The sequence below is a fragment of the Novosphingobium sp. BL-S-21 genome (genome assembly GCF_055521655.1).
Window position 1 is genome coordinate 484,500 of the sequence record NZ_JBVFVP010000003.1, and the last position, 20,542, is coordinate 505,041.

A 20,542-nucleotide genomic window follows, 5' to 3' on the forward strand; every position below is an offset into this window, starting at 1 on the left:
CTTATTTTCCGATACCAGCGATTATAGGTATGTAGGGAACGAAATTTATATTTCAATGGAAGGCTTGTTATAAGCGCAATAAAAGCCGTCGCGCGCACGGAAAAATTAGATCGCTGTATTATGCTCATTTTTATTGCGTGCGCAGGCATCGTGCCCGCGCGCATGTGCGCTTTACCGCGTATTGCGTGTTAAATTTTGCTTATAGCTTGGAGTCGCTCCCGGCCTTTGGGCCGATCACATGCACGTGCAATTACCGGACGGGCAACTTTCTACGCTTTCCCGAGCAGCCCGAAATTCTGGAATCGGCTCTCATCGAAGCCCATGAATGGCTAAACGGATGGACCGCGCTTGGGAGCAGAAATTCGATAACGGAACGGCCAAGACGGCACGTCAATTTCGAGGGGCTTAGTCCTCATGGCCAGCTACACTACCATTAAGAAGTTGGGAACGGCGGGGACTGGTAGACAAGCGGTGGGACAAGCGCACCGGGCGTCCCGATCACCGCATGCTCATAGATGGATGCAGCGAACCTACTGCGGCCCAACGTCTCAGTGGCTAATTGTAGAAGCAGAAGTGAAGTAAGGCCCCACCACCAGGCCGGATGCACCTTTCCGTAGCGCCGCTTGTCCCGCACGATGCCCGCCACCGGGAACGCGATCATGCCAACGAAGACTGCCGTCAGCATCGAATACATGAACAGCGGGGCCGGCAGCAGCCTTCCAAATGAGGGACCCATGATAGCCGCCATGCCGCATATGACCAAGCGTGGATGCCACTCACGGTCGCGCCGCTTTAACACGGCACCGATCAATAATGCCGCAAACAGCATTACACTGAGCGGGTTCATCAGCAAAAACTGCGCGGGTAGGAAGAAGAATGGCACTGCCGCCTTTTGGGCGCTCCATACCGTCGAAAGTGTGCCGACGACCACCATGGCCAGAGCCCAGCCAAGGGCTAGCCAACCTAATTTGCGATGAAGCCTTATCGATCCGGTCGCGGCGAGTGACACCTGCGAGACGAACAGCAAGACCCAACCCATGAACAATATGGCGTGGATATGCACCGAAACTGGAGCACGAAACGACGATATGCCCATCACTGCAAAGAACGAGAACGCGCCAACATTAATGAGCGCCATGACGATTGCAGTGATCGCAAAAAAGCGCGTCTCGGCTACGAAGAACCGCTGTCTCAAAATTGCTGAATCCATCCCACCGTCCCGTAGCTTGAATCTGCCACGGCAAAATATTACAGTATTCTCCCGTTCATGTAAAAGCTATTCAGATGGACGTGACGAGCGCCATCATAGTAAATATTATGAGTAAGGGGTTGAATGCTCTCCACAGCAATATCCTACGACGTTTATGGAGGATGAGCCGCAATCATCCTAGAGCGCTTTTTTCCAATGACCGTTGGCGTATCGTAAGAGGCATCGTCGGGGCGGCATTCAGCAAGGGCATTGGCAAGAAAAGCCAAGCCGCTCGGAGTTGGAACTCAAAAATCTGCGACCGAGCGGCCCCAAAGGGAAGTTCAGACCTGGGCCGGACGCCACATCGTACGGCATTTTTGCCGTCCTCAAATGCACGGAGGAAAGGCAAAATTGGTTTGAGATGCGACCATTGACGCGGCATCTACATTCAACGATAAGTTTTTATCGGGCAGTGCGGGCGCCCGATTAGACGGCATCCGTCCAAGTCCGCTCCATTCGCCGCGCCTGCGGCCAAGGAGCGTTTATGGATTACACGGCTACTGGCAAGCACCCCCCGTCGATCAGCCTTTCCGCACTTTTTCTGAAATTTCTTCGTTTTGGCTTCCTCGCCTTTGGCGGGCCTGTAGCCCAGATTGCCATGCTGCGTGAGGCACTGGTCGAGGAGGAGCGGTGGATTGACCGCTCCCGCTTCAACAAGCTGCTCGCGATTCTGCAAGTGCTCCCAGGACCTGAAGCCCACGAACTCTGCGTACACTTCGGCATCGTTGCGCGGGGCCGGATTGGCGGGCTTTTGGCGGGGCTGGGCTTCATGCTGCCCGGTTTCGCCTTGATGCTGCTCGCTGGCTGGATCTATGTCACTTGGATAGCGGGACACGGACTGTGGAGCGGGCCGCTTCTGGGCGTCCAGATCGCTGTACTCGCGATCATTCTGCGCGCCGTTTTCCGGATCGGCGAACATATCCTTATAGATCGTCTTACATGGGCGATCGCCTTGATTAGCGCACTGCTCACGCTGACTAATATGCCGTTTTGGTTGCCGCTCATCGCAGCCGCGGCAATTTATGCCTTTGCGCAAAGGCCTTATCTGGCCATTGCCGTAGCTATCTTCACCGCGGGCCTCGCCGCCTGTCTCTATATGCTTCCTGGCGGACAAGCGGCCCTCACTATCTCTCATGAGCCGTCAACAGTCATTGCCCTCTTCATTGCCGGCCTAAAGGGCGGACTGCTGACATTTGGCGGTGCCTACACCGCAATTCCCTATGTCCGCGCCGACACGGTGGGCCGTGGATGGTTGAGCGACGCCACCTTTCTCGACGGGATCGCGCTGGCAGGGATTCTTCCTGCCCCGCTCGTGATTTTTGCAACATTCGTGGGCTATGTTTCGGGCGCGCTGCCCGGCGCGCTTGCGATCACGGCGGGGATGTTCCTTCCTGCGTTCGCTTTCTCGCTGATTTTTTATGAGCGGTTGGAAGCGATCGTCGATCATCCTGCGCTTCAAAAGGCACTGGAAGGCGTTGCGGCAGCAGTGGTCGGCATCATCGCCGCGACCTTCCTACAACTAGGCGAAGCAGCGTGGTTGCGCGTACCCTCACTGCCAATGGCGTTGACGCTGTTTTGCTTCGCCTTGATCGCCGCATGGCGCTTGAAGGGAATGTGGGTGACGCCGGCAATACTGGTCTTTGGCGCATTGGTCGGTGCCGCCAGTTCACTATGGTAGAGCCGCACGGATGCGGCGGACGCTTTCGTCGCCATATGAGTTACAGTTGATATCAATGACCGCGAGTTGTAGGAACCCGGACGGACCGCACCTGGACAAAGAATTTTGACGTCTGAATGACGACAAAGGGTCGATGCCGCCAACGGCCCAGCGAAACAATTAGCCGAATTCTGCGCCGTTACGATAAAGGGCCTCGATAAGCGAGACGCTAAGCCCGTCGATCACATCAGGCTTTGATCGGCAGAGACGCCAGGACCTCCACGATAATGGTTGGGCGGACATGCCCAGTTTTGAGCGATTCGCCGTTCGCCCCCCTCCTTCTAGGAGTGCGCTGACGGGGCGAGGGGGCTGCTGACCGTCGGCGCGATGGCCGAACAGTGAAAGGGGGGCGAGATGCCGGGCGCCACCGCGCCGGATGGGTAGCCTTTCGTTCAGGCACAGAGCATCCGTCGATATGATGTCGGCCTGACGGCAGAGACGCCGCTCGAAGGTATCGGCACGTTTCACCTGCACACATCAGGCGTGGATCCGCCCCATCGCCATCGCTTTGGCGACATCATTGAGAATGACCGGCATAGGACCGGGCCGGGGGAAGCATCGATTGGCGGAGAGGCTGGCGCGACCACTTGGCCGGCGGGCGCTGCCATCCAGGTGGACGACTATCGTTCAAGGACATATTGTTCCTTCGGCTATAGCTACGCTGAGCCCTCGCTCTCCGTTCAGATTGAGCAAAAGCTGGCAGACAGGCTGACCCTTGCGGGAAGCGCACAGTGGGACGGTCACGGTGACTATGGCTCGCGTATCAGCCCGCGCCTGTCGGCGCTGTACCAGCCATATGGGCCGCAGCCTACACGATGGGCAACCGGCTCGACATCACTCGCCCAATTGGATCGCACCGCCCTCCCCATAGCGAAACGGCTGATACTCGGAAGTTTTCTCCGCTCCCCACTCCCGGCAGACTTCTCGAAAGGTTTCGACGAACGCTGCCTGCAATTCTGTCGGACGCCAGTCGCTTCGCGTCGTGATGCCGAGGCGGCGGCGCAGTTTCAAACCCGGTTCGTCGAGGCGCGTCAGCAGTCCGGCGCGAGCCTCGAACAGAAACTGATCCGGCGACAGAAGCGTGAGCCAATCGCCCTCCAGCATCAAACCGCGAATGACCAGGAGCGAGCCGCATTCTATGCGTAGCTTCGGCGGCTCGAAACCATGGGATGTGAACATTTCTTCCCATCGCCGGCGGCCCGGCGTCCCGCTGGCGGAAATTACCCAGGGGTATTCAAGTAGCTTTTCAAAACCGAATGGGCGCCGGGCGAGCGGATGGCCGGATCTAGCAACAATTACGGGATCATCCGAGAAAACCCCCTCTTGCGTGACATCGGAAACCGGCAACGGATCTCGCAAAGCTCCGACAAGGATGTCGAGCTCACCGTGCCGCAGGCTACTGAGCAGTTCGGGATATGGGCCCTCGACGATGTTCACATGCGCATCCCCATACGAACGCGCAAATCGCGCGAGCGATTGCGGCAGCAGGACCGCCTGCGCGACGGGCATCGTGCCGATCCTCAGGCGCCCTCCTCCCTGAGAGCGCAATGCTTCAAGCTCATCGACCCCGGCCTCAAGCTCCGCGCGGACCAAGCTGACGTAACGAAGGAAATGGGCGGCGGCCGGTGTCTTGACGACGGTCCGCCCCTGTCTCGTCAGCAAGGGGACGCCGAGCTGCTCTTCAAGCTCGCGCGCAGAGCGATGAAGTGCAGGCTGGGAGAGCTGCGTCCTTGCGGAGGCCAGCGCAAAACTTCCCGCTTCATCGACCGCGAGCAAGGCGCGCAGCTGATTGAGGGTCACCCGCCGGGAGATATGGGGCAATGCGGGCAACCGGGCACTTCGTCGTAGCGCCTGACCGCCCCGCTCCAGATAAGCCACGGCCCGATGCACCCTGGCAATCAATTGGGATCCGGCCCTGGTCGGACGGACACCGGTGACCTGGCGCTCGAGCAGCGTATGGCGGAGCTGGGCTTCGAGACTGGCAACGGCCTGGGTGACTGCAGGCTGCGAAAGGTTCAGCTCCTTGGACGCTGCACTCAAGGTCCCTAGACGGGCCGCGACAGCCAACGTGTCCAGGTGCCGCAGGTTGAGTCCCATTGGGTCGATCATATGAACTTCAGCATTGCTTATGGTTGGTTCGCATTTCCACATTGCCGAAAGGCGCTACAGAGCGTGTAGATAGGACAACACAAGGGTTGAGGATACGATCAAATTGCGTCTCGGACTTATGGTAACGAAAGCACGGATGACCTGAGGGTCACGCCAACGGGCGGCAGATTTCAGACAGCGTGCGCCTCCCCTTCGCTATCGCAGTACGGTCAATTTGGCATTCTCACGTCGGGTTCGCTCATCTCGCAAGGCTCTACTCCGAGCAGATGACGGGCCGCAAACATGAGACAAGACAAAAGCCATGAAAGCATTGGAAGAGAAGAAGACCAAAGGGCGTTTTGGCATTTTCGGCCAATTATGGTTCCAGGTCCTCGCCGGCACGCTGATCGGCATCCTGCTTGGCCATTTCGCACCGCAGGCAGGCGTTGCGATGAAGCCGCTGGGGGATGCCTTCATCAAACTTATCAAGATGATGATCGGTCCGATCGTTTTCGTCACTGTCGTTCACGGCATTGGCGGAATGAACGACATGAAGAGCGTCGGCCGCGTCGCTCTGAAATCCATCATTTATTTCGAGGCGATCACCATCCTGGCGCTCGTTTTCGGCCTCATCGGAGTGAATTTGTGGCAGCCAGGCGTTGGCATGAACATCGATCCGGCCTCGATCGATACGGCGTCCATCCAGGGATATGTCGCAACAGCGCATGACCAGTCGATCTCTGCCTATCTCATGGCCATCATCCCGGATACATTTCCCGGTGCCCTGACGGAGGGCCACGTTCTCCAGGTCCTTCTGGTTGCAGTCCTGTTCGGCCTTGCGATGGCCGCTGGCGGTGCGCGCTCCAAGCCGGTCATGGAAGTAATCGAGAGCGCCTCCCAGGGGCTTTTCCGGATCATCGGCTACATCATGTACTTCGCCCCTCTCGGCGCATTTGGCGCGATCGCGTTTACGGTCGGGCAGTTTGGGACGGCCTCGCTTCTCTCTCTCGGAGAATTGATCCTCGAATTCTTCGTGATCTGCGCCGCATTCACCGCGATCGTAATGGGCGCAATCACCTGGTGGTGCGGCGTAAACCTCCTTCGCCTGCTGGGCTACATCTGGGATGAGATCGTCATTGTTGCCGCGACGACCTCGACCGAAACCGTGCTGCCCCGCATCATCCAAAAACTGCGTGCGCTTGGCTGCGATGAAAGCGTCGTCGGCTTCGTCGTGCCGGCCGGCTATTCGTTCAACCTTGACGGTACTTGCCTTTATCTGACGACCGTTGCCGTATTCCTCGCCCAGGCGACAAATACGCACCTCACCATGTGGCACGAGCTTGGACTGATCGCGGTATTGCTGCTTACCTCGAAGGGCGCAGCCGGGGTCGCCGGCGCAGCCTTTGTCGTCCTGGCCGCGACACTGAACACGACCGGAACGATCCCAGTTGCAAGCATTGCTCTGATTTTGGGTATCCACCGGATCCTCGCGGAAGGCCTGACGTTCGTAAACCTCGTTGGAAACACGGTTGCAACGATCGTGATCGCGAAGTGGGAAGGCAAGCTCGACGAGCACACGTTGGCTGCGGCCGTGGGCACCAAAGCAGCCCGTCAACGCTTGGGCATCGCCCACTAACCGAAGTCAATACCTATCCAATCAGAAGACCGGCCGCGCAACGACGCGGCCGGGTGTGGAGAGTCGCATGTCCATTAGCCGAGCCTTGGCCCTCGTACTGGCCTTGCAGGTCTATTCCCCCGCAGCTGCTGCCCAGACGGCCGCATCAGAGCCGTCCCTTGCAACCTCCTTGCCCGCTGGGTCCTACCGACCTGCGGTTTCTCAGGAAGCGGATCGGGATGTAGAAGTTACTGCGGTGCAGGACGGTTCGTCTGCACCTCAACCGTCCAAATTTGAGCGCTTGCAAAAAGACAATATAATCGGGAAGCAATTGCGCGCCCTGAAGACGAAAGGAATAGACCTTTCTCTCGATTTTGTCGGTAACATCGCCGGCAATCCCATCGGCGGAAATCGCAACGGGTTTGCAGAATCCCACTGGGTGAGTGCAGCCGCGAACGTGGACCTCGAAAAAGCACTGGGCTGGTCTGACACGAAGCTGCATGTGCAAGGCGCGTGGTTCAGCGGAGAAAGTCTGGGACGCAGCTACATCGGCAACTCGATCAGTTTTCAGCAAACTTGGCGCCCCGTCCCGGGACCACGGTTGACGCAGTTCAATATCGAGCGCGATTTCGGACGCTTGAACGTCGTTGTCGGACGCGCGGCGGTGAACAGCTATTTTAACAACTCGCCATTGAACTGTTTGTTCATGACGAACACGTCATGCCTGACCGCATATGGCGGCATCAGTGACATCGGAATTACAGCATTCCCAAACTCATCCTGGGCGGCAAAGGTGCAGTATTCATTCTCCAAGGAAGCCTACTTCCAAATCGGTGTCTTTGATTACAACAACGACTTGAACCTCAAAGGAAAAGCAGGGCTCGACTTCGCTCTCGGGAAAGGCTCGGGTACGCTTATTGCCGGGGAATTCGGATACGAAAGCGATGCAAAAAAGTCCCGGTTTCCAGGTTTGTACAAAGTGGGTTTCTACCTGAATACAGATGGGGGACAGAGCCCGTACTACGACGCGAACCATGGGTCTGCGGCCCAAACCGGACTCCCCCGCACGGGCTTGGATGGCAACCGCGTCGGGATCTACGGCCTGCTGGATCAGACGGTGCTGCGCGCCTCCGGGTCCAGTAAACGCAATCTGGCACTATTTGCCCGCGCATTTCTAAATGTCGGCAATACCCAGCAGTTGGACTGGTTTGCCTCCGCCGGATTTGTAAAAACCGGGACTTTCCGTTACCGTGATGCTGACACCATCGGCTTCATCGTATCGAACACCCATTTCAGCGGTCAACAGATTGCTTATTTGCGAGATCTTCGCGCTAAGGCAGGTGGCAAAGGTTCTCCGAAATCCAATGAAATCATCGCCGAGCTCAATTACGGGTTCGCGGCGCTTCCGGGCCTTCGGATAATGCCGAATATCCAGTATGCAATAAATCCGGATCCAATTTACGCTACCAGCCGCAAGACCGACATTCCCAATGCCCTGGTTCTCGGCGTCCGGCTCGATCTCAAGCTCGCGCAGTTCTTTGGGAAGTAACCGCTAAGAGGGCCAAGCTCTTCGGATCTCCACCGATTCCGGCGAGCTTGGCCTTTCCCATGCGAATCACACAAGCCCGTTAATCAGGAGGGCCCGCCCTCCATCGGCCACCTCGCGATAGAGGTCCCGAGTTCGACTGCGGGCGTTGTCCAGGCCAGCCTCGTCCCTCCGATATCGAGCGGCGAGCGAAGCCGCCGCGCATCTCCCCAAACCGTATGCTCGATCGCGGGGAAGAAATCAGCGTCGTCGGGTTGCAAGCCCAGATTGCCCTGCGCAACCGCCGGATGACGGGTAAGCAAATCCCCTGTACGGGCGAGGGATAGACGGGCCGAGGCTATTTCTTGTCCCTGGATCGCCCTGTCCAGACCCATCAACGCCGCCGCAGCCATGAGATACCCAGTCGCATGGTCGAGCGCCTGAACAGGAAGCGGCGTCGGTTCGGCGCGCCCTCGCCACGTCATTCCCGCCTCGGCTATTCCGCTGCTCATCTGGACCAGGCTGTCGAAACCTCTGCGCTGCGACCAAGGCCCAGTCCAGCCATATGCATCAAGCGCAACCTCGACGAGAGAGGGATTGAGCTGCCGACGCACACTGGCGCCGAGTCCAAGCCCATCCAAGGCGCCTGGTCGATACCCATGAACAAGCACGTGCGCGCTTGCAAGAAGGTCCTTCAGCGCATGGAGGCCCTCAGACGTGTCCAGACGCAAATTGGCGCAGCACTTTCCGAGCGTCACATCTGGAACGATGTTTGGCTCCTCCCATAGCGGAGGATCGATCCGCAGGACTGTCGCCCCGAGACCGGCCAATGTGCGAGTGGCGACCGGACCGGCTATCACCCTGGTGAGGTCCAGGACCCGCAGACCTGCCAGGGGTCTGGCCCGCGTCCCGTGCCAGCTATCGATTGATGCCGAAGCTTCTGCGCGCCAGGATACAAGCGGTTCGGAAGCTATGGCAATTCCTTGAGGATGCGAAGTCCATTGCGCACGCGAACGCATCATGGCGGCCACGCCGCCCTCAAGGACAATCGCGGTTTCAAGGGCTTCGGCATCCCACCGCGCCACAGCCGAGGCGACGTTTGCGCGATCGGGTCCAACCCCGAGGACTTTGAGCGCCGCACCGCGATGATGCGGTAAATTGGTGTGCAGTTTTATCCAGCCATCACGCGCCCGATAGTCCCCCGCAATAATATCCCAGACTGGCGGTAGCTCCCATCCAATGGGATGGACTGATCGACTTGACCATAGCAATGCCAAGCGTCGATCGACCCGAACAGCAGGAGGTGACGGCGCTAATCCAAGCGATGACAGGAGCGCGCTCGCAGCACTTCCGACCGCACCGATCGAGGCACTGAGAAGATCACTGACCGCGTAACAGGATGCGAAGCTTACATCGCCGATTATGTCCGCAGCGATGCTTGTGCCGAGGGCCTGTTGGATTTCCGATGCAATCATGTACGGCCTTGTCTCGGTAACGTTGAATGCGCTCCTACCAGATTACATGTGCTGCTGTGCGGCGGACGAACGTGAATTTTCTGCACATTCTATGAGCAAAAAGAGATCCACGCTTCCCTTTTGCGAGCGGAGACCCCGGGGGCGCAAGTTTTGCCAAGAGATGCCAGGATGGATGATACCCCCTCCCCTGACCATTCGTGGTCAACCATGATTGCGAGCGTTTCAATGGCAGAACCTATCTGCACAGTCCTGGGAAAGGGAATACTCAGCAAAGCTCCCAGCTATCGAACGCTATGGATCGCCGAATGGGTTCATGCAGTTTGATCCACATGTAGGCCTGCTTGCGAATGATCGCAGCCCAGACCTGGGCAAATATATGACAGATGCGGCGCCCCTTCCGCCGCGCGCTGCGGGCCGAGTGACTGGGATTGGCCTCGGTGTCGTCGACGCGAACAGGCAACTGGTGAAGACGCTGGCTGAATATCGCTGCAAGGCATGATCACGCTGCTCACGGATGGTGGCGGACGTTCGTAGCTCGCAATGAATCTGGATTGTCACATAAGTGTCATATTGACGCCGCGTAGATAGAGAGACTAGCTCGTCAGCGATTGGAGAACAGGCGTGAAGGTCAGACTATCGATTGCCGCTGCGGTCACTGCAACCGTGCTCTTTACCGCATCGGCGGTCTCGAGCGAAAGACCCAAGGGCTACCTCGCGCCAGACGAATTCGACGTGACGCATGTCATCGAACCGGCGCCGCGGCCAGGCGATCCGCGCTACGAAACCGATCGCAAGATTTTCAAGGCCACACGCAAGCTTGTCGACACTCCGCGATGGAAGCTTGCAACCGAGGATGCCGACTATACCGTGCCGGCGCTGGCGCGCGATTTCAGCTGCGCCGTGGGCGTCAAGCTCACGCCTCAGAATGCTCCGAAGCTCATGATGCTGATCGAGCGCGCGGGCGCGGATACCAGTGTACAGTCGAGCAAGGCAAAAGCGGTCTACCAGCGGCATCGTCCTTTCACGATTGACAAGGGCCGGATATGCCAACCCGAATCCGAGCTTTACGACGAGAAGAAGCAACGGATGAGCTATGACTATCCCTCCGGTCATACGACCTGGGGGTGGACCTGGGCTCTCGTCCTCTCGAGCATCGCACCCGATCGTGCGCAGCAGATCCTAGAACGCGGGCGTGCTTATGGCGACAGCCGCTTTGTCTGCGGCGCCCATAACGAAAGTGCTGTCGAGGCGGGAATGCTGTCGGCGACAGCCACGATGGCTGTGGTGCAGACCAAGCCGGAATACCAGGCTGATCGCGAGGCCGCGAAAGCGGAACTCGACGCCCTGCGCCACAGCGGCGAGCAACCCACCGCATGCGAAGCAGAGGCTTCGTTGCTGAACCAGCGGGTAATGCCGCGCTTTTGAAGGCGCGCTGTCATTTGCTTCGTTGTTGCCTCCTTTGACTTGACCCGCTTAGGGTTACGTCAGCGGTGCTTATCGAGCTGGAAAATGCCACTTCAGACACATGCCCTTCCTTACCGCCTGACAGGCGACGGCTTCGAAGTCCTGCTGGTGACGTCTCGCCGCAAGGGAAAGTGGATCCTGCCCAAAGGTAAGATCGAAGCGGGAGAGACGGCGGCGCAACGTGCCGCCATAGAAGCTTTTGAGGAAGCCGGGGTACGTGGCACCGTTGCAACAGAGCCATTGCTCGCATCCTCACTGGCAGACCCCAGTCAGGCCCAGATCTATCCTCTCGCAGTTCTGGAAGAACTGGAGCTGTGGCCGGAAATGGGCGTACGGCAGCGTGCCTGGTTCTCGCTTCCGGAAGCACGGGCACGATTGCGAGATGCGGGATTGCTTCGAGCGCTCACTGCCTTTGCTGCGACGGTGTTCGAAGATGCCCGCCCTGCGACACCAGCGACTAGGGCTCCGACGCCCAACTGAGAGCAACGCGCAGGCCTCCGATAGAGGCTTCGGCAACTTCCATCGTGCCCCTGGTCGCATCGACCAGTTCCTTGACGAGGGCGAGCCCGAAGCCATGTCCGGAAACCGCTTCATTCTGGCGCCCGCCGCGTGCCAACGCATCATGGATCCGTCCAGCCTCCATGCCCGGGCCATCGTCGTCAATGAAGACGCAGATCGTTCCGCCCTCTGCAATGCCGCTGATCGCAATCCCCTGTCGTGCGAACCGGACCGCATTTTCCATCAAGGCGCCGACGATTTCCGTCATTTCCGGCGCAGCCACGGGAACTACAAAGCCGTCGTCGATGTGGACGACGTAGACTAGACTTCCGCCCTTCTCAGTCTGCTCCAGCACCGAGATGACGTTATCGACGACACGGGCCAAATCGGCGGTCTCCCCGTTCGATCCACGCGCCAATAAACTTCAGGCGCGCGCAAGTTCGGTTTCCAGCGCGGCACGGGCGGCGGCAAGTGTACCATCGATGGCATCAGCGGCATCCGGCGCCCTCACTGCGCGCCCGGCGCCTCTGCGCGGCCATGGCAGCAAGCGGCGTTTTGAGGATGTGGGCGAGGTCCGCGGCCCGGTGACATGCCCGTTGCACGTCAGCCGCCCGGACGTCACCCAACGCGTTGATCGCCTCGACGAGGCGGGTGATCTCACGAGGGTGGTCATTCGACAGCCGAGCGGAAGGATTGCTCTGCAGCCTCTCGATTTCCCCCTCAACGCGCAGAAGCGGCCACAATCCAAGCCTGATTTGCACGCCGGTAGCGACCAAAAGCACGATCCAAAGCATCGCTACGGCGAACGCGGTTTCATTGCGGATTTCTCGCAACGATAGCGCCAGGGCATCATCATCCGAGGCGAACTGGACAAGCACCGGCTCATTGCTTCCGGCCGGTCGGATAAGCTTGGAAATGACGATCAAGCGATGCCCGAATGGCTGATCGATGCGCCTAAAGCTCCAGATGGTTGACCTCCCGCCCCCGTCCGTCCGGTGTCAGCATCTTGACCCCATACACGAACCTGCCGTCATCCTCTTCCAATTCCACTTCGAGCACTTCGCCTGGCACGTGCTTCTGAGCAAGGTCGAGAATGCGCGGAAGTGGCAGAACCTCGCCCCTTTTAACGGCAGCCTAGATATCGCGAGGGTCATACGCTTGGCTGAAGGCGGCGTTCAGACCCTGCCGAAGAAGGCCGACAAGGCTCTGTTCGGTAACTCAGCCTATCGCCGCTATCTCAAGGCCAGCGGCAAGACCTTCGAGATCGATCATAACGATCCTCCGCGCGATAAGGCTTTCATCAAGGAGCGTGATGCCTGGCGGAACGTACAGTGCGTCAAGGAGGTGTTCGTGCGCCACACCAACGACAGCCTCGGCGGCGAATCTCGCTATTACGCTCGTTGAGGATCACCATGCACGGTGACGGAGCAAGCAAACCGCCCTGTCACCGCGCATCGCGGCCCCTTCAGTCGCAGCTTACGCCGTAGTCGGACACGGTGGGATCCTCGTTGTCGCCCATAGTGGTTACGCCAAGCTTTGCCTTGCCCTTGCGATAATCGAAGCTGCAATAGCCGAACCCGGTGCCCGAGCAGCTCTCCACCTCGGTTACGCCAAGCAGCGCCAGTGCCTGTTCGCGCTCATCGATGTGGTCATCGGGGACGCCGTGGTTCACTGGTGTCCAGCCTGCCGCGATCAGCGCCTTGCGGGCGTGAGTGATGGGCATGTCGTTGATCGTCGGCACGACGCCGCCGCAAGTCTTCTCCTCAGCGGCGAGCTTGCCGATCACCAGCCCTTGCGCGCTGCGGCGAATGTCCGCGATCGGCGCAGGGACGATGTCGCCGTGCCAGATGCGCGCGCCGTCTTTGCCGAACGGCTGGATGCGGCCGATCGTCTCCATGCTGCTCGAGCGGGCGTAGGCAATAGCGCGCAGCGCAGTGCCCTCGAATACGCCGATGTTGCCCTTGCTCACGAAGCACGAACCGCTAGTGCCCGGCTCGAACGAACCGGCGAAGCTGACCAACTGGTAAGCGCCAAGCTTCGCTTCTCCGGTCACGCCCCAGCCCGCCTTGGCGACCTCGCGGGCCGCGGCGGACTTCGCATCGATGACTTGCCCGGCGCATTCGGACCTGCTCGCGGCACTGGCGGGCGCTTTGGGGAGCTGCGACACCGGATCGAAGGCGAGTTCCCTGACCTCAGAAGTGAACCCGGCGTTTTTCTCGGCCATAGCCGCCTCAGACATGACGCCGGTGGCGGCTTCGGATGCGGTGTCGCTTGCATCGCTGCCGGGACCACGGTCGCCTGAGGAACAGGCCACCAGCATGGCCAGCGCGCTCATCGCAGTCGGAAGAAATAGTTGCTTCATCGAGAGGGTGCCTTTCACTTCGATCGGGGGGAAGAGCCGGATCACCCCGGCGTATCGACCGATTTCATGTCGCAGGTGGTTTCGTAAATGGCGCAGACACCGCGAAACCAGGCGGTTCCGAAGGTCATCATGTCGCGAACGTCGCTGTCGTCGTGATAGGTAAGGAGCACCCAGTCGCCGCTGCAGCCATGAATCTCGCCGATCCGGTAGACCTCGGTCAGCCATCGGTCACCAAGGTCGACGATGCGCGGAGACGCGGCATCGGGCAGCAGGTAGCCGCGCGCGGATTGCACCCCGATCTTCACGGTGTCGGACGATACCCAGCGCTCGCCCGCGAAGACCTCGCGGCGGGGATGGCCGGCCTGATCGTTCGGCGCATCGGACGCATGGGCAATGTGCAGCCAGCCGGGCTCGGTGCCGATCACATCGAGATATACCGGATAGTCTCGTTTCTCGTCAGGGACGGGCAGCGTGCCGAGGAGCGCCGACCTGTCGTCGGGCGCTGCCATGACGCGCACTGCCCCGCCCTCCCAGCGTTGCCATGCGCCGAACGCACACTGCGTGGGGCCGGTCGGCGCTTTCGCATGCGGCGGCAGCGGACCGAGCCTGCGCGCCGAGGCCGGGGCCTGCGCTGCGAGAAGCCCGATCACCGTCACTGAAATCGTGGCGAGCCGGATCATGATGGGCACGAACCGGCAAGGACGCGCGAACCACCCTTGCCGTCGTACCTGCGTGACTGTGCGCCGGTGGCCGAATAGCAGACCCGCGCAAGGTTGCTGGCCGGATTGAAGTAGATCGCCCAGTTGCGCCGGTCGCAGGCGTGCTGCTGGCAACCGATGACGATAAGTTCCCCGTTCTCGCGCCGGATCTGCGGGAACGGGCTGCCCTTGGCGCCCAGCAGCCAAGCGCGCGCCTCGGGATCGCTTACCCCGCGCGTCACTGCGGCGCGAACCGCCGGGTGATCGAGAAAACTGACGCCGTCCACTTTGTCGAAAGGATACTTACCGACATAGGCCTCCACCGGCGGCGCCTTTGCAGGCGGAGCGGCAAGAGCGGCAGCGCTTGCGAAGCAGGTCAGAGCCGTGAGAGCGACACGTGTGGCAATCATTGACCGGTTCCTTCCATCTCGGCCTGCCTGCGCTTCATGTGCAGGAGGAAGCCGTGCAGAAGTTCGGTCGACAGGCCGTGCAGCATCAGCCGGAAGCCCGCGCGCAAGGTAGAGTGCGGCACCAGCGGATGGCCGTTGACGATCATCGAAAGGTGCTTTTCCTCCCCCGTCAGCCGAGCAGCATAAAGGCCGATGGTCTCGTCCAGCTGCAGCGAATTGGTGGCGCGCCAGAAATCGCGGTCGGTCAGGAACATCGCGTAAGCGGGGGTGTAGCACTCGATGGCTGTCTGAAGGTCGATCACGTTGAAGCGACCGCGCGGCAGTTCCTCCAGTTCGACGTCCTCGACGATGGCGGAGAAGTCAATCCGCTCCACCTTGTCGATGTCCTTGCCGCGACGATCCAGTTCGGCGTTCAGGCCGATCAGGTAGTTGTAGATGTTGAGGTCGTGGTTGAGGAACAGGTTGGCGCGCACGTCGTCGATCCGGCGCGGGGTCATCGGCTCCAGCGGGGGGTGAAAGCCCGGCGTCGCATTGTCCGAGATGAAGCGTAGGATCTGCGCGCCCAGATGAAAGTGGCGCAGGATCAGCCGGTTGGCGTCGGGAGTGAGGAAGTGCTTCATCCCGAAGGCGATGCTGGCGTGCAGGAAGCGCGGCGCATGCGGCCAGCGCGGCGTCACAGTATGGACAAGCTGCGCGGCGACGATCCACATCCGCGCGAAGGGACGCACGATCGGCAGCAGGAACTGGCGGCTGCGTGAACGCTGGTCGCGGATCAGCGCGGCCTTGGCCGCAGGCGCGATCGGCAGCGAACGGTCCATCGACAGCGCCAGCCACGGATCGGGATCGCTGCGGTCCCAGTCTGCAATGTCCGGGATGTCAGGCCCGCGCATGTCAGACATTGTCGAGTTCTTCCAGCTGCAGCCGGTAGAGCCGCGCCACAATGCGGGCATGGCGGACCACCGCCGTTGCCGTGGCCGCATCGATGACGGCCATCGCCAGCGCGCGGTCGAACATCGCCAAATGGTCCTCATCGTTTGCGCCGTGATAGGCAAGAAAGCTGACGGCATCCTCGTCCAGCGCCAGCTGCATGCGGATGGCCTCCGCCCAGGGCCCGGCCATGCGGTTGCCCAGCCCCTCGATCACAAACATCGCGCCGAGCAACCCGACCGGGTTCGCCTGCGACGCCGCGTGGAACATGAAGGCCGAAAGCGCCTCTGAACCGATGTTCTTGACCCCGCCCCGGATCTCCTCACGCATGCCGCCGGCGGCGACATAGTTGTCCTCCAGCATGCGATAGTCGCGGTGCTCGGCGGCGGCATGGCGGATGAACAGCGAGCGCAGCTCCTCATGCTCCAGGTTGGAAGCGGCGCGGCTGATCCAGCGGCCGCCGTCGACAACCTGCTGACGCAGGTTGAACAGCAGGCTGCGATAATCCTCTATCCGCAGGCGCCCCGAAAGCAGGCGGTCGATCACCGGAACTGCCGCCAGCCCGCTCTCGAACTCGATCCACGCGCGGGCAAGGCCGCGATGGGCAGACTCAAGGTGCGCAATGTCCAGTACCTCGGTCATCTTTCATCTCCGTCCACCACGGTCATCATCGCATAGGCCATAACGCACTGACCGCTCTCGGGCACGGCGCAGAGCACCGTCTGGCCCGCCGCCAGCCTGCCGGAGCGCAGCAGGTCGTCAAGCAACAGAAACAGCGAGGCCGCGCCGACATTGCCCTTTTCGTAAAGGTTGGTGAACCAGCGGTCCTCGGGGATCAGGCACCCGGCCTTTCGCGCCAACGCAACCATCTCGTCGCGCAAACTGCGGGCGGAGAAATGACAGAGGAAATGGTCCACCCCGCCAGGATCGACCCGCCCTTCGTCGACGAGGCGCATCAGTTCGCCAAGCCATACTGGCAGCATGCGGTGCAGCGCCTCGACATCCTGCCGCAGCTGGAACGCACCCGCCTGCGCAGCCTCAGCGATCGTGGGAAAATGGCTCCAGGGCACAAGGTCGCCCTGCTCGTTCAACGCGGCGCCACCGGTCATGCACGGCGCGAACCGATCGGCGAAGGAGCGCAAAGAAATCCAGTCGATCCGCAGCGAGAGCCCGCGCGGCGCAGGGCGGTCCTCCACCAGCACCCCCGCAGCACCGTCACTCAGCGTCCAGCGCAGGAACTCGGCATCGCCCGGCAGCGTGCCGTCGGCATTCATCGCGGCTGTGCCGTGATAGTGGCCGGGCCGGAAGTAGCGGCTGGAAAACTCCGCCCCCACCGCCAGCGCCGCCGCGTGCTCGCCTGCGGCAACCTGCAAGGCTGCGGACTTGAGCGCCATCATCGCGCTCGCGCAGACGCTCTGCATGCTGGCGATCTCCACCGGCGGCAAACCGGACTGGGCATGCAGTCCGCTGGCCAGCCCCGGCACCATCAGGTCGTTCTGCGTAGTGGCGGTGGCAAGGTAGCCCACCGCGCGCCTGTCCAGTCCGGAACGGGCGAACAGATCGTCCAGCGCCGCCGCGCCCAGCCGGGCCAGTGTCCAGTCGGTGGTCCCGTCCGGTCGCATGGCATAGTGACGGCTGCGAATGCCGTTGCGGCGCAGCGTCAGCCTGCCGAGCCGCGCCGCCTGCAGCGAGAGGCGTCCGATATAGTCAGCCATCGCGTCGTTGGAGACCGGTTCTCCAGGCAGGAACTGCCCCGATCCGGTAACATAGGCCCGCATTCAACACGCTCCCGAAGTCTAGGACGAATCATCGGAAAGCCGGTGATGGCAAAATTATGATCGGTGTTCAATATAATTCTGGACGGCGATTAATTTCACCGCAGCCAGAGCATTTTCAACAGCTTGTGCGAGCGGCCGAGAGGCTTTCGCGAACGCGGGCAAGCGCCAAAGCCATCGGATCCTTTTCGCCCATAAGCGCGAAGGACCCGTTGATGTCGAACATGCAGTGGCCGTGCACCGTCGCCACAAGTGAACGCGCCAAACGCGGCGCCTCTGCCTGACAGGCGGCCGGGAGCGCGGCACGCACTTCCTCCACTACGACGTCGGTCAACTGGCCGCGGAGCACGTCATGCTCGGGCGGCATCGTCACGTCAGGTGGCAAGTGGTGGTCGTAGATCGCCATCCATGCGTTGCGGTTGGTATGGGCAAAGCCGAAGTAACCTTCCACCAACGCACGGATGCGGTCTTCTCCGCCTTTTTCCAACGCATTGCGGATGTAGGTTGTCCACAAGACAAACGTGCGTGTATTGATAGCGATGATAAGCTGATCATACGTTCCGAACACATTATACAGCGTACCGATCGAGTATCCGATCCGCTTGGCGACTTCCCTCGCCGAAAACCGCGCGAATCCCACGTCAGCCATGTGTTTGTGGCCTTCAACGATGAGCATGTGCTCCAGCTCTTTGCGGCTGTGATCTGATCTGCGACCCATAGGCGTTCACCATAACAAACAACTCAAAAATGTACATCGTCGAATTTTTAATTGATCGTCGATCAATTCCCCTATAGACCTTTGGCCAGAATCAACAGCTTGGATGCGCCATGTCCGTGATTCCCGCCAGGTCTACTAACGTGTCCGCTCTGGCATGCCGCATCGTGGACAGCCGAATCATCGGAACGGCGCTGGTCGCGCACCCTATCCATGCCCGGTTCACCGCAAAGTCGGAAAAGGGAGAACCCGCCGTGCGAAAGATATCTCGCTACACCGCGATCGCCGCAGCCGCCTTGCTGGCAGGCAGCGGCAGCGCCTCCGCCCTGACAACGCCGCCCCCCGACCGGGCCGTGTTGGCGCTAGGCACGCTGGGACCGCTAGATCTGGACGTGAACAACGGCCCCGGCAAGGCGTTCCTCGCCTCGCTGTTTCCAGGCCAGAGCGATCCTTGTCCGCTGCCAGCGGGCCAGAACCCGGATTTCGACGGCGCCTGCATGTGGTCCACGGACGACAACGAGGAGGATTTTGACCTGCTCATTGGCATCGAGGACCACGCGCTCGTCAGTGTGGTCACATCCTGGCCGCGCCAGCTCGACGCGCAGATCTGGGCCTGCGAGCCGGTCGATCCGGTCAATCCGGACAACTTCCTGAACGTGTGCAGCGTCCAGTCCGCCACCCCGGCGCACCGCGCGCACTGGGCAGCCAGTTGGCGAGCCTTCCTGAACGCCATGAACTGAGGCGCCCATGACCAGAAACGCGATCACCAAGCCTGTGATGAGTGGTACGCTCGGCCTTGTCGCCTTCATGCTTTCATCCAGTGCGCCTTCGGCCTTCGCACGGGCCGCGCGCGATCCCTTCCCGCCCGACTATAACCAGGCGATAGGTGCGGTATGCCGCTCAGTGGCGGAAGACCAAGCCTGCACGCTCGGCGGCCGGGAATGGTCCTACTGGTTCAGCTTCACCACCGAATTAACAGGCCTGAAGACGTACACCGTGGTCGCCATAGGCCGCCCGCGCGATGGCGCCAGCGACCTGTTGGGCACGACCGCGAAGATGCCGATCGCACAAGTCACATACGGACTGCGTGACAACGCCTGGACGTTGATAGGACGGCAGATCGATCTGGGCGAGGTCTACGTCAACAATACCGGCAACCCCTCGATGTCCGACGACGACGGCGATGCCGCCTACCTGGAACAGCCTCTGCAGGGCGGCAGCGCACTGGTCGGCTATCCCACCGTGACGATGGCTGGCGGCGGCGTGAACCTGCATGGCCATGTGCTGTTCCGCTCCGACCCGGCGAAGCCCGGCACGTGGTCCTTCGGCGGCGAGATCGTCGATGCCTCCGACAACTGGAACGACTGTGACCGGGAAACCGCGCCGGAGAAATGCTATCGCTCCTGGGGCAAGCTGGCGCTGACCGGCAAGACCGTGGCGGGATGGCCGGAACTGCAGTCCACGCAGACAGGCACGCTGCCCGGACCTGATGGCCAGGCGCGGCGCGCCAAGCCCGCCGACGGCTCGGTGTGGCGCTTCAGTGCCGCCAGCCACGCCTATGAAACCGATTCCACCCGATGACGGAGCCCCCAATGATTCGAACTTCCCTGATGATCGCAGCACTGGCCGGCGCCATCTCCGCCGCGCCCGCAATGGCTGCGGCGCCCGCTTGCCCCGGCAGGAGCTTCAACACCTTCCTCGCAGCGTTCGCCGCCAACGCGGATATTCAGCGCGCCCATGTCGCGGATCCGCTGTCTTCCGGCCGGATCGATGCGGAAGCTGAACCGGAGCCGCGCATGGTTACGTCAAGTTTGCCCAAGGCGGCGCTCGGCTTTCCGATAATGCCGCTGGGTGCGGAGCGCCGCCGCGATGGGCTTGAAATGCGCACCGCCCCCAAAGGCGGCGGAAAGTTCGAGGTCGTGCTGGCCAAGCCGGATACCGGGTATCAGCTGCGCTACCAATTCCAGCCGGTCGGCGACTGCTGGCAGTTGTCCGCGATGACTGACGAATCGATGTGAGGAGCC

The 20,542-nt window shown here is 60.8% G+C and carries 22 protein-coding genes; 9 read left to right on the forward strand and 13 right to left on the reverse strand.

All coding sequences use genetic code 11. From position 1 onward, the window contains the following. Nucleotides 1-433: 433 nt before the first annotated feature. On the reverse strand, nt 434-1,210 hold the full coding sequence (locus ACZ1J6_RS24520) for a hypothetical protein (protein ID WP_465128333.1): 777 nt from the start codon (nt 1,208-1,210) through the stop codon (nt 434-436). A 523-nt stretch (nt 1,211-1,733) separates the two neighbouring features. Here ACZ1J6_RS24520 and chrA point away from each other — a divergent pair. Continuing rightward, complete coding sequence (gene chrA, locus ACZ1J6_RS24525; protein WP_465128334.1) at nt 1,734-2,927, forward strand: chromate efflux transporter; 1,194 nt, start codon at nt 1,734-1,736, stop codon at nt 2,925-2,927. Nucleotides 2,928-3,800: 873 nt separating this feature from the next. On the opposite strand, the gene ACZ1J6_RS24530 is transcribed toward chrA, so the two are convergent. Then, nucleotides 3,801-5,075, reverse strand: a complete 1,275-nt coding sequence (locus ACZ1J6_RS24530) for a LysR family transcriptional regulator (protein ID WP_465128335.1) — start codon at nt 5,073-5,075, stop codon at nt 3,801-3,803. A gap of 301 nt (nt 5,076-5,376) precedes the next feature. On the opposite strand from ACZ1J6_RS24530, the gene dctA reads away from it, so the two are divergent. Together dctA and ACZ1J6_RS24540 are read left to right on the forward strand one after the other, a co-directional pair. After that, a complete protein-coding gene (gene dctA / locus ACZ1J6_RS24535; protein ID WP_465128336.1) occupies nt 5,377-6,690 on the forward strand; it encodes a C4-dicarboxylate transporter DctA in 1,314 nt (437 codons plus the stop codon). Nucleotides 6,691-6,757: 67 nt separating this feature from the next. Continuing rightward, complete coding sequence (locus ACZ1J6_RS24540; RefSeq protein ID WP_465128337.1) at nt 6,758-8,218, forward strand: carbohydrate porin; 1,461 nt, start codon at nt 6,758-6,760, stop codon at nt 8,216-8,218. Nucleotides 8,219-8,301: 83 nt separating this feature from the next. Here the strand turns inward: ACZ1J6_RS24540 and ACZ1J6_RS24545 are convergent, their stop codons facing one another. Next, the gene (locus ACZ1J6_RS24545; protein ID WP_465128338.1) at nt 8,302-9,669 is read right to left on the reverse strand and encodes a CoA transferase; all 1,368 of its coding nucleotides are present in this window, start codon (nt 9,667-9,669) and stop codon (nt 8,302-8,304) included. Nucleotides 9,670-10,290: 621 nt separating this feature from the next. On the opposite strand from ACZ1J6_RS24545, the gene ACZ1J6_RS24550 reads away from it, so the two are divergent. Then, complete coding sequence (locus ACZ1J6_RS24550; protein ID WP_465128339.1) at nt 10,291-11,094, forward strand: acid phosphatase; 804 nt, start codon at nt 10,291-10,293, stop codon at nt 11,092-11,094. Nucleotides 11,095-11,178: 84 nt separating this feature from the next. Further along, nucleotides 11,179-11,613, forward strand: coding sequence for an NUDIX hydrolase (locus ACZ1J6_RS24555; RefSeq protein WP_132269008.1), 435 nt, complete (start codon nt 11,179-11,181; stop codon nt 11,611-11,613). On the opposite strand, the gene ACZ1J6_RS24560 is transcribed toward ACZ1J6_RS24555, so the two are convergent. From ACZ1J6_RS24560 to ACZ1J6_RS24570, 3 genes are all read right to left on the reverse strand, one after another. Then, nucleotides 11,591-12,016 (reverse strand): ATP-binding protein, encoded by a 426-nt coding sequence (locus ACZ1J6_RS24560; protein WP_465128340.1) that lies wholly within the window; start codon nt 12,014-12,016, stop codon nt 11,591-11,593. The two genes, ACZ1J6_RS24555 and ACZ1J6_RS24560, sit on opposite strands and share 23 nt — an antisense overlap. A gap of 103 nt (nt 12,017-12,119) precedes the next feature. Further along, entirely contained in the window at nt 12,120-12,557 is a 438-nt protein-coding gene (locus ACZ1J6_RS24565) for a hypothetical protein (RefSeq protein WP_465128341.1), read from the reverse strand. Between the two features lie 28 nt (nt 12,558-12,585). After that, complete coding sequence (locus tag ACZ1J6_RS24570) at nt 12,586-12,702, reverse strand: hypothetical protein (RefSeq protein WP_465128342.1); 117 nt, start codon at nt 12,700-12,702, stop codon at nt 12,586-12,588. On the opposite strand from ACZ1J6_RS24570, the gene ACZ1J6_RS24575 reads away from it, so the two are divergent. Then, nucleotides 12,703-13,035 carry a hypothetical protein gene (locus tag ACZ1J6_RS24575; protein WP_465128869.1) on the forward strand — a complete coding sequence of 111 codons (333 nt, stop codon included), beginning with the start codon at nt 12,703-12,705 and terminating at the stop codon, nt 13,033-13,035. 61 nt (nt 13,036-13,096) lie between these two features. On the opposite strand, the gene ACZ1J6_RS24580 is transcribed toward ACZ1J6_RS24575, so the two are convergent. The 7 genes from ACZ1J6_RS24580 to ACZ1J6_RS24610 form a co-directional block, all read right to left on the reverse strand. After that, on the reverse strand, nt 13,097-13,993 hold the full coding sequence (locus ACZ1J6_RS24580; RefSeq protein WP_465128343.1) for a hypothetical protein: 897 nt from the start codon (nt 13,991-13,993) through the stop codon (nt 13,097-13,099). Nucleotides 13,994-14,034: 41 nt separating this feature from the next. After that, complete coding sequence (locus tag ACZ1J6_RS24585) at nt 14,035-14,682, reverse strand: hypothetical protein (protein WP_465128344.1); 648 nt, start codon at nt 14,680-14,682, stop codon at nt 14,035-14,037. Further along, nucleotides 14,670-15,101 carry a hypothetical protein gene (locus tag ACZ1J6_RS24590; protein ID WP_465128345.1) on the reverse strand — a complete coding sequence of 144 codons (432 nt, stop codon included), beginning with the start codon at nt 15,099-15,101 and terminating at the stop codon, nt 14,670-14,672. The genes ACZ1J6_RS24585 and ACZ1J6_RS24590 overlap by 13 nt, the downstream gene beginning before the upstream one ends. Next, a complete protein-coding gene (locus ACZ1J6_RS24595) occupies nt 15,098-16,000 on the reverse strand; it encodes a DUF6999 family protein (RefSeq protein ID WP_465128346.1) in 903 nt (300 codons plus the stop codon). Before ACZ1J6_RS24595 ends, ACZ1J6_RS24590 begins: the two co-directional genes overlap by 4 nt. Continuing rightward, on the reverse strand, nt 15,993-16,670 hold the full coding sequence (locus ACZ1J6_RS24600; RefSeq protein WP_465128347.1) for an iron-containing redox enzyme family protein: 678 nt from the start codon (nt 16,668-16,670) through the stop codon (nt 15,993-15,995). The genes ACZ1J6_RS24595 and ACZ1J6_RS24600 overlap by 8 nt, the downstream gene beginning before the upstream one ends. After that, nucleotides 16,667-17,806: a 3-oxoacyl-[acyl-carrier-protein] synthase III C-terminal domain-containing protein gene (locus ACZ1J6_RS24605; RefSeq protein WP_465128348.1), complete on the reverse strand. Its 1,140-nt coding sequence runs from the start codon at nt 17,804-17,806 to the stop codon at nt 16,667-16,669. Before ACZ1J6_RS24605 ends, ACZ1J6_RS24600 begins: the two co-directional genes overlap by 4 nt. Nucleotides 17,807-17,921: 115 nt before the next feature. Beyond that, nucleotides 17,922-18,479 carry a TetR/AcrR family transcriptional regulator gene (locus ACZ1J6_RS24610; RefSeq protein ID WP_243654406.1) on the reverse strand — a complete coding sequence of 186 codons (558 nt, stop codon included), beginning with the start codon at nt 18,477-18,479 and terminating at the stop codon, nt 17,922-17,924. A 293-nt stretch (nt 18,480-18,772) separates the two neighbouring features. On the opposite strand from ACZ1J6_RS24610, the gene ACZ1J6_RS24615 reads away from it, so the two are divergent. From ACZ1J6_RS24615 to ACZ1J6_RS24625, 3 genes are read left to right on the forward strand one after another with little or no spacing between them, the layout of a single operon-like run. Continuing rightward, a complete protein-coding gene (locus ACZ1J6_RS24615; protein ID WP_132269029.1) occupies nt 18,773-19,258 on the forward strand; it encodes a hypothetical protein in 486 nt (161 codons plus the stop codon). Between the two features lie 7 nt (nt 19,259-19,265). Beyond that, the gene (locus ACZ1J6_RS24620) at nt 19,266-20,099 is read left to right on the forward strand and encodes a hypothetical protein (protein WP_465128349.1); all 834 of its coding nucleotides are present in this window, start codon (nt 19,266-19,268) and stop codon (nt 20,097-20,099) included. A gap of 29 nt (nt 20,100-20,128) precedes the next feature. Next, on the forward strand, nt 20,129-20,536 hold the full coding sequence (locus tag ACZ1J6_RS24625; protein ID WP_465128350.1) for a hypothetical protein: 408 nt from the start codon (nt 20,129-20,131) through the stop codon (nt 20,534-20,536). Nucleotides 20,537-20,542: the final 6 nt, after the last annotated feature.